The organism is Kineococcus haloalkalitolerans, assembly GCF_050871905.1.
Classification (GTDB): Bacteria; Actinomycetota; Actinomycetes; order Actinomycetales; family Kineococcaceae; genus Kineococcus.
The window spans coordinates 54,552-63,077 of record NZ_JBJLSH010000024.1 but is presented as its reverse complement, the minus strand read 5'-3'; the positions used below and the strand labels follow the sequence as shown (position 1 = coordinate 63,077).

The 8,526-nt window shown below is 77.1% G+C and carries 7 protein-coding genes; 6 read left to right on the top strand and 1 reads right to left on the bottom strand.

Annotated elements, in window-relative coordinates; translation table 11 throughout:
• Positions 1-246: 246 nt before the first annotated feature.
• Positions 247-1,740 carry a glycosyltransferase family 39 protein gene (locus tag ACRYMY_RS11270; RefSeq protein ID WP_432547347.1) on the bottom strand — a complete coding sequence of 498 codons (1,494 nt, stop codon included), beginning with the start codon at positions 1,738-1,740 and terminating at the stop codon, positions 247-249.
• A 453-nt stretch (positions 1,741-2,193) separates the two neighbouring features.
• Between ACRYMY_RS11270 and hemL the strand changes: the two genes are divergently transcribed.
• From hemL to ccsB, 6 genes are read left to right on the top strand one after another with little or no spacing between them, the layout of a single operon-like run.
• Positions 2,194-3,540: a glutamate-1-semialdehyde 2,1-aminomutase gene (hemL, locus tag ACRYMY_RS11265; protein WP_432547346.1), complete on the top strand. Its 1,347-nt coding sequence runs from the start codon at positions 2,194-2,196 to the stop codon at positions 3,538-3,540.
• Between the two features lie 8 nt (positions 3,541-3,548).
• The gene (locus tag ACRYMY_RS11260; protein ID WP_432547345.1) at positions 3,549-4,205 is read left to right on the top strand and encodes a histidine phosphatase family protein; all 657 of its coding nucleotides are present in this window, start codon (positions 3,549-3,551) and stop codon (positions 4,203-4,205) included.
• Positions 4,206-4,212: 7 nt separating this feature from the next.
• Positions 4,213-4,878 carry a TlpA disulfide reductase family protein gene (locus ACRYMY_RS11255; protein WP_432547344.1) on the top strand — a complete coding sequence of 222 codons (666 nt, stop codon included), beginning with the start codon at positions 4,213-4,215 and terminating at the stop codon, positions 4,876-4,878.
• On the top strand, positions 4,875-5,621 hold the full coding sequence (locus tag ACRYMY_RS11250) for a cytochrome c biogenesis CcdA family protein (protein ID WP_432547343.1): 747 nt from the start codon (positions 4,875-4,877) through the stop codon (positions 5,619-5,621). Before ACRYMY_RS11255 ends, ACRYMY_RS11250 begins: the two co-directional genes overlap by 4 nt.
• Before the next feature lie 14 nt (positions 5,622-5,635).
• Positions 5,636-7,516, top strand: a complete 1,881-nt coding sequence (resB, locus tag ACRYMY_RS11245; RefSeq protein WP_432547342.1) for a cytochrome c biogenesis protein ResB — start codon at positions 5,636-5,638, stop codon at positions 7,514-7,516.
• Positions 7,513-8,526: a c-type cytochrome biogenesis protein CcsB gene (gene ccsB / locus ACRYMY_RS11240; protein WP_432547341.1), complete on the top strand. Its 1,014-nt coding sequence runs from the start codon at positions 7,513-7,515 to the stop codon at positions 8,524-8,526. The genes resB and ccsB overlap by 4 nt, the downstream gene beginning before the upstream one ends.

The window sequence follows — 8,526 nt, the reverse complement described above, 5'->3', positions numbered from 1 at the left end:
CCGGCCCCCCCCCCCACCACCCGATACATGAAGTACCGCTCAACCTCCCCGTCCTGACGAAGGGCTGGAGCGACGGGGGGCCGGAGGGCGGGTGCCCGCCGGCCCCCGGCGTACGGGATGTCGACCGTCATCGCCCGGCACGCCGCCGCACGACACCCCCGCACCGGCGTGTCGGCCGATGACGGTCGACGTCCCGCACGGCTCAGCATCCGAGGGAGGGCACGACGTCCGCGGCCGTCGAGGGGGTCAGCGGGTCAGGACGACGACGTGGGTGGAGGGCCCCTGCCAGCGGGTGGCCGGGGTGAAGCCGGCCCGGGCCAGCGCGTCGACCTCGTCGGGCCGCAGCGGCTCGCCGTGGGCCCGCACCGCGAGGACCCGGTCGGCGTCCGCGAGCTCACCGGTCGCGGCGGCGACGTCGCTGGTGGTCGCCCACAGCGTGCCGGTGCCGGTCGCCGGGACGGCCAGCGTCGGGTCGGCCAGCCCGGCGAACGCCCCGGGGTAGGCGACGGCGATGGCGCGGGTGTCGGCCGGGAAGACGTCCAGGGGCCCCCACACGACGGCGTCCCCCTCCCGGGCGGTGGTCTCGACGTGCTCGGCGACCAGCGCCCAGTCGCTGGCCTGCTTGGCCGTCGCCGTCGCGGTGCGCTGCTCGACGAACGCCGGCGCGGCGAGCGCGGCGAGGACGCCCGCACCGGCCGCGGCCGTCCACCTGCCCGGCGCCGCGGTCAGGGCGAGGGCGAGGAGCAGGGCCAGGGCGCCGGCGGTGGCTCCGACGTAGCGGGGGTAGTAGAGCGGCTCGTGCAGCACCGAGGCGACCACGAGCAGCAGCGGGGGCAGCACGAGCCAGGGCAGGGCGACGGCGAGGACGGCGCCGTCGCCGGCCCGGCCGCGGACGGCGCCGCGCAGGGCCAGCAGCGCCCCCGCGGCGGCCAGCCCCCAGGCGAGGACCGCGAGGGCGGGGGCCCCGTAGAAGAACTGGTCGAGGGCGAGGAGCCGGAGCGTGGCGGGTCCGATCTCCGGCAGCCAGGCGACCTGCCCGTACTGCCCGGCCGCGACCGCGCCGAGCACGAGGGTGGCGGCGACCACGGGCACCGACCCGGCGACCAGCCCGCGGGGCACCCGCCGGGCGAGGGCCGGGGCGGTGACCGCGTGCGCGGCCAGGACGAGCGCGCTGTGCAGGAAGACGAGCACCGAGGCGGTGCCCAGACCCGCCCACAGCAGCCACCAGCGCCCGCCGCGACGCGCGGCGAGGACCAGGGCGACCGTCCACCACGTGACCAGCGCCGCCGAGAGCGCGTACGAGCGCGCCTCGGTGGCCATCCACGTCACCCGCGGCAGCAGGACGAAGCAGGCGGCCGCCACGACGCCGGTGCGCGCGGCCCGCTCGGGGGCGGCCAGCAGCCGGCCCAGGACGAGGACGCCCGCGGTCGCGGCACCGACGGCCACGGCGCTGGGCAGCCGCAGCGCGAGGGGGGACGTGCCGGCGAGGGCCGCCCAGGCTCCCGTGAGCGCGTAGTGGACGGCGTGGACGACGTCGACGGTGCCGACGAGCTCGAGCAGCTCCCCCGGGGAGCGGCGCACCGCCGAGGCGGTGGCGGCCTCGTCGAACCACATCGAGGGCCGCCACGACCCGGCTGCGGTCAGCGCCGCCGCGAGGAGCCCGGCCACGAGCGCCGCGAGCGCGGTACGGCGGCGCCCGGGCGCCGGGGGAGCCTCGGCGCGGGGCGCGGTGGTGGTCACGGGGGGAACCTGCCCCGTGCGGGCCGCCCGGGGGAAGCCCGCTCTCTCAGGCTCCCCTCAGCCGTGCTCCGGAGCCCCACCGGCCCCCGGCCCGTCCCGGGGGCGCGCGTCAGGGGGCGGTGTGCACCGCGCGGAAGCCGTCGTCGGCGCGCCTCACGCGCCACACGCGCACGTCCTCGCCGCCGGGGGAGCCGTCCTCCTCGAAGACGCGCACGGCGCCGTCGACGGCCGTGCCGAGGCCGACGACCTCGTGGGCTCCCGCGATCGCGTGGCGCCGGGGGCCGACCGGCCCGGGCAGCAGCGAGTGTCCGGCACGGCGCCCGGGCGCGCCAGGGTCCGCGGCGACCGGTCCCGGGCCCGCCCGCGGCGCACCGCCGTGACGTCTGTCACGACGCTGCGTCGTAGACGCCCCTCGGGCGGGCGCACCCCGCGGGGCTTGCGACACTTGACCCCGTGACAGCGTCGACGCCCACCCCGGCGAGCCCGGCTCCCGCCGCCTCCGAGGCCCTGTTCGAGCGGGCCGGACGGGTGATCCCCGGTGGCGTCAACTCGCCCGTGCGCGCCTTCCGCGCCGTCGGCGGCACCCCCCGCTTCACCGCCAGCGCCCGCGGCCCGTACCTGACGGACGCCGACGGCCGCGAGTACGTGGACCTCATCTGCTCGTGGGGCCCGATGATCCTGGGCCACGCCCACCCCGACGTGCTGGCCGCGGTGCGCGCCGCCGCCGAGCGCGGCTTCTCCTACGGCACGCCCACCGAGCGCGAGGTGGAGCTGGCCGAGGAGATCGTCGCCCGCGTCGGGCCCGTGGAGCAGGTGCGCCTGGTCAGCTCCGGCACGGAGGCGACGATGAGCGCGGTGCGCCTGGCCCGCGGGTTCACCGGCCGCCCCGTCGTCGTGAAGTTCGCCGGGCACTACCACGGCCACGTCGACTCCCTGCTGGCCTCGGCCGGCTCGGGGCTGGCGACCTTCGCGCTGCCCGACACCCCGGGCGTCACGGGCGCCTCGGCGGCCGACACCCTCGTCCTGCCGTACAACGACCCGGCCGCGCTGGCGGAGGTCTTCGCCGCGCACGGCGAGCGCATCGCCTGCGTCATCACCGAGGCCGCCGCCGGCAACATGGGCGTCGTCCCGCCCGCGCCGGGGTTCACCGCCGAGCTGCGGCGGGTGACCCGCGAGCACGGCGCGCTGCTGATCACCGACGAGGTGATGACGGGCTTCCGCGTCTCGTCGGCCGGCTGGTGGGGCTTCGAGGGCCTGGGCGCGGAGCACGCCCCGGACCTCATGACGTTCGGCAAGGTCATGGGCGGCGGCTTCCCGGCCGCGGCGTTCGGCGGGCGCGCCGACGTCATGGCCCACCTCGCACCGGCCGGGCCGGTCTACCAGGCGGGCACCCTGTCGGGGAACCCCGTCGCCACCGCGGCCGGGCTGGCGACGCTGCGCGGCTGCACCCCGCAGGTGTACGCGGCCGTCGAGCGCGCCGCGGCGACCGTGCGCGACGCGGCGAGCGCGGCGCTGGCCGCGGAGGGCGTGCCGCACCTGGTCAACACGGCCGGGTCGATGTTCAGCGTGTTCTTCACCGGCCTGGACGAGGTCCGCGACTACGACGCGGCCCGGCAGCAGGACCTGGGCGCGTTCCGCGCGTTCTTCCACGCGATGCTCGAGCGCGGCGTGCACCTGCCGCCCAGCGCGTACGAGGCGTGGTTCCTGTCCGCCAGCCACGACGACGCGGCGCTGGACCGGGTGCTGGACGCCCTGCCGCACGCCGCGCGCGCGGCCGCCGCCGGGGCGGGGTCGCTGTGAGCGGCGGCGTGAGCGGGGCGGTGAGCGGCGAGCGCACCGTGGTCCACCTCGTGCGGCACGGCGAGGTCTTCAACCCCGAGCGCGTCCTGTACGGCCGGCTGCCCGGCTACCGGCTGTCCGAGCGCGGGCAGGCGATGGCCGCCCGCCTGGGCCTGCACTTCTCGGTGCGCGACGTCGCCTCGGTGACGGCCTCCCCGCTGCAGCGGGCGCAGGAGACGGCCGCGCCGATCGCGCGTGGCCTCGGGCTGCCGCTGGGCACCGAGCCGCGGATCGTCGAGGCCGGCAACTCCTTCCAGGGCCGCCGCATCGGCTCCGGGCCCGGCTCGCTGCGCGACCCGCGCGTGTGGCCGCGGCTGTGGAACCCGCTCCGCCCGAGCTGGGGCGAGCCGTACACCGAGCAGGTGGCGCGGATGACGGCCGTCGTGCGCGACGTGCGCGACGCGTTCCCCGGCCGCGAGTCCGTCCTCGTCAGCCACCAGCTGCCCGTGTGGCTGACGCGGCTGCGCGCCGAGGGCCGCCCGCTGGCCCACGACCCGCGCCGGCGCCAGTGCGCGCTGGCGTCGATCACGTCGCTGGAGTTCTCCGGCCGCCGCCTCGTCGCCGTCTCCTACAGCGAGCCGTGCGCCGACCTGCTGGTGGGCGCCGACCCCGTCCCGGGGGCCTGACGTGGCCGTGCGCCGTCCCGTCCGCCCTGCCCGCGCCCTGGCGGCCGCCGCCGCGGCGCTCGCGCTGCTCGCCGGCTGCGGCAGCGACGACGGCCTGCCCGCCGCCGGCGGCGACCTCGGCTACGTGCAGGGCGACGGCACGTGGGTGGAGACCCCGCCGGAGGAGCGCAGCGTGACCGTGGAGTTCTCCGGCACCGGCATCGACGGCGAGACGATCGACCTGGCCGACCTGCGCGGCGACGTCGTCGTCCTCAACACGTGGTTCGCCGACTGCGCGCCGTGCCGGGAGGAGGCCCCGACGCTGGAGGCCGTGGCGCAGGAGTACGCCGACCGCGGCGTGCGCGTCGTCGGCATCAACACCCGCGACACGGCCGCGCGGGCGCGCGCCTTCACCGAGCGCTTCGGCGTGACCTTCCCCAGCGTCCTGGACGAGGACGGGTCGGCGATGCTCGCGCTGCGCGGCGTCGCTCCCCGCGCCACCCCCACGACCGTCGTGCTGGACGCGCAGGGCCGGGTGGCCGGGCAGGTGTCCGGGGTCGCGGAGCGCTCCATCCTCACCGGCCTCGTGGACGGCGCCCTCGGGGACGGGCCTGGCGACGGGCCTGGCGACGGGCCTGGCGACGGGCCCGGCGCCGCACCTGCCGCGGAGGAGCCGGAGGGGGCGCCGGCGTGACGGGGGACCTGCAGCAGACCGTCGTGGCGGGGCCGCTGCTGCTGGCGGTGCCGCTGGCGGTGCTGGCGGGGCTCGTCTCGTTCCTGTCCCCGTGCGTGCTGCCGCTCGTGCCCGGCTTCCTCGGCTACGTCACCGGCCTGACGGGGGAGGACCTCGAGCGGCAGCGGCGCGGGCGGATGGTCGCCGGGGCGCTGCTGTTCGTCCTGGGGTTCTCCACCGTGTTCGTCCTCATCAACTTCACGGCCGGCAGCCTCGGCTACGCGCTGCAGGCGAACACCCCCCTCCTGCAGCGCGCGCTCGGCGTCCTCGTCATCGGCATGGGCGTCCTCGTGCTGGCCTCGCCGCTGTGGGCGCAGCGGGAGTTCCGGATCCGGTGGCGCCCACCCGCCGGTCTGGTCGGCGCCCCCCTGCTCGGCCTGGTGTTCGGGCTCAGCTGGGGCCCGTGCGTCGGCCCGATCTTCGCCGCGATCGTCGCCCTGGGCTGGCAGAGCGGCACCGCGGGCCGCTCCACGGGCCTGGCGGTCGCCTACTGCCTGGGCCTCGGCCTGCCGTTCGTCCTCCTGGCCCTCGGCTTCGCGCGCGGCATGCGCGTGCTGTCGGTGCTGCGGCGGCACCGCGCGGCCGTCAACCGCGCCGGCGGCGTCCTGCTCGTCGTCATCGGTCTCCTGCTCGTCACGGACGCCTTCACCTGGTTCACCTCCCTGCTCTCCGGCCCGATCGCCTCCTTCGAGACGGTCCTCTAGGCGGACACCCACCCATGGCACACGACACGACCCGCGACGGGTCCCACCTCGACGACCTGCGCGACGGCTACCGCGACGGGGCGCCCGGCGGCTCCGGCGCCGCGTCCCGCTCGGCCGGCTCCACGAGCTCCTCCAGCTCCTCCAGCTCCACGGCGGCGCCGCTGCGCCCGGGGGAGTTCCTGCGCTACTGCTGGCGGCAGCTGACGAGCATGCGCGTGGCGCTGTTCCTGCTCATGCTGCTGGCGGTCGCGGCCGTGCCCGGCTCGACGTTCCCGCAGCGGGGCACCGACCCGGCGGGAGTGGCGCAGTTCGTCCTCGACCACCCCACGGCCGGGCCGTGGCTGGACCGGCTGCAGTTCTTCGACGTCTACAGCTCCGTCTGGTTCTCCGCCGTCTACCTGCTGCTGTTCGTCTCCCTCGTCGGCTGCGTGCTGCCGCGCGCGGGCGTGCACTGGCGGGCGCTGCGCTCGCGGCCCCCGCGCACCCCGGCGCGCCTGTCGCGGCTGCCGGAGCACCGCGAGGCCGAGGTGGCCGCCGACCCGGCGCGGGCGCTGAGCGCGGCGCGCGCGGCCCTGGGCCGCCGCTTCCGCGTCGACGTGCGCCCCGACGGCGGCGGGTCCGGCGGGTCCGTGGCCGCCGAGCGCGGGCACCACCGCGAGAGCGGCAACCTGCTGTTCCACCTGTCGCTGGTCGGGCTGCTGCTGGCCGTGGCGACCAGCGCCCTGTTCTCCTACTCCGGCCAGCGGCTGGTCACCGAGGGCGAGTCGTTCGTCGGCACCACCAGCGACTGGGACAGCTTCGAGTCCGGCGTGTGGGCCGACCAGGGCGACATCCCGCCGTTCGCGCTGACGCTGGAGCGGATGACGGTGGGCTTCGAGGCGCAGCAGACCTCGCAGATCGGCCAGCCGCGCCAGTTCGCCGCCGACGTCCTGCTGACCGACGAGCCGGGCGCCGAGCCGCGCGCGGAGACGGTCCGCGTCAACCACCCCGCCGTCGTGGACGGCGCGCAGGTGTCCCTGTCCGGCAACGGCTACGCGCTGCGGCTGACCTACCGTGACGGCGCGGGCGACGTCGTCGCCGACGGCGCGGTCCCGTTCCTGCCGCAGACCGCCAACTACGACTCCACGGGCGTGCTGAAGGTCCCCGACGCGGTGGACGCCGACGGCGAGCCCGTGCAGGTGGGCCTGCAGGGCGTGTTCCTGCCGGCCGCGACGGTCGGCTCCGACGGCGCCCCCGTGTCCGGCTTCCCCGACCTGGCCAACCCGGTGCTCGTGATGACCGCGTGGACCGGCGACCTCGGCCTGGACGACGGCAGGCCGCAGAACGTCTACGAGCTCGACGACAGCGGCCTGACCCGGGTGCTCGACGACGCGGGGCAGCCGGTGGCGCTGCAGATGCAGCCCGGCGACGTCGCGGAGCTGCCCGGCGGGCTGGGCACCCTCACCTTCGAGGGCGTGCAGCGCTTCGCCTCCTTCGACGTGCGGTACACCCCCGGCCAGCACGCCGCGCTCGCGTTCTCGCTGCTGGCGACGACCGGGCTCGTGATGTCCCTGTTCCTGCCGCGCCGGCGCCTGTGGGTGCGGGTCGTCCCGGCCGCCGGCGGAGGTTCCCGCGTGGAGGTGGCGGGGCTGTCGCGCGGCAGCGACGCCGGGCTGGGCGACGAGGTCGACGGGGTCCTGCGGCGGCTGCGCCGGGAGCTGGGCGAGCCCGCCCCGGACGAGCCGGAGGACCTGGGGCAAGAGCTGGTGGAGGAGCGCGTGACCCCGTCGGGGGACGTCCCCGCGGTGGGGGACGATGGGGACGGCGCGCCACGGCGCGCCGCACGAGGGGCCGCGGACGCGGCCAGGGTCCCGGGAGGCACCGGGACCGACGGACGGCCTGAGGAGACGGCGTGAGCGTCGACGAGAACATCGCGGGGATCAGCAACGTCCTGCTGTACGCGGCGATGGCCGCGTACCTGTTCGCCATGACGGCCTACGCCGCCGACCTCGCCGAGAGCGGCAAGGTGGTCAAGGCCCGCCGCGGCGAGCCGGCCGCGCAGCGCGCCGCCGGCCGGGCCGGTGCGACGGCGGGCGGACGGGTGGCCGCGCCCCCGGCACCGCCGGCGCCCGCGCGCCGGCGCCGCCGCGCCGCCGCCGTCGGCACGTCGCTGTTCGTGCTGGCGACGCTGTTCCACCTCGGTTCGGTCGTGACCCGCGGCCTGTCGGTGCACCGGGTGCCGTGGGGCAACATGTTCGAGTTCGCCCTCACCGGCACGCTCGTGGTGTCGCTGGCGTACCTCGTCGTCGTGCTGCGTGCCCACCTCGGCGCGCCCGGCGCGGGCCGCGACGCCCGCTACCTCGGCGTCTTCGTCGCCGGGCCCGTGCTGGCCACCCTCGGGATCGCGCTGCGCACCTTCTACGTCGAGGCCGCCCAGCTGGTCCCGGCCCTGGACAGCTACTGGCTCGTGATCCACGTCTTCGTGGCGATCCTGGCCAGCGCCCTGTCGACCGTCGGCTTCTCCGCCACCGTGCTGCAGCTGGTGCAGGAGAAGCGCGAGCGCTCGCGGGCGGCCGGGCGCACCCCCGGCGGCGCCTTCATGGACGCCCTGCCCTCCTCGGTGGAGCTGGAGCGCACGGCGTTCCGGCTGTACGCGGTGGGCTTCGTCATGTGGACGTTCACGCTCATCGCGGGCGCCGTGTGGGCGCAGGTGGCGTGGAACCGCTACTGGGGCTGGGACTCCAAGGAGGTGTGGACGTTCGTCATCTGGGTCGTCTACGCCGCCTACCTGCACGCGCGGGCGACCCGCGGCTGGGACGGGCGCCGCGCCGCCTGGCTGGCCTGCGTCGCCTTCGCCTGCATCCTGTTCAACTACCTCGTGGTGAACATCTTCTTCCCGGGTCTCCACTCGTACGCGGGGGTGTGA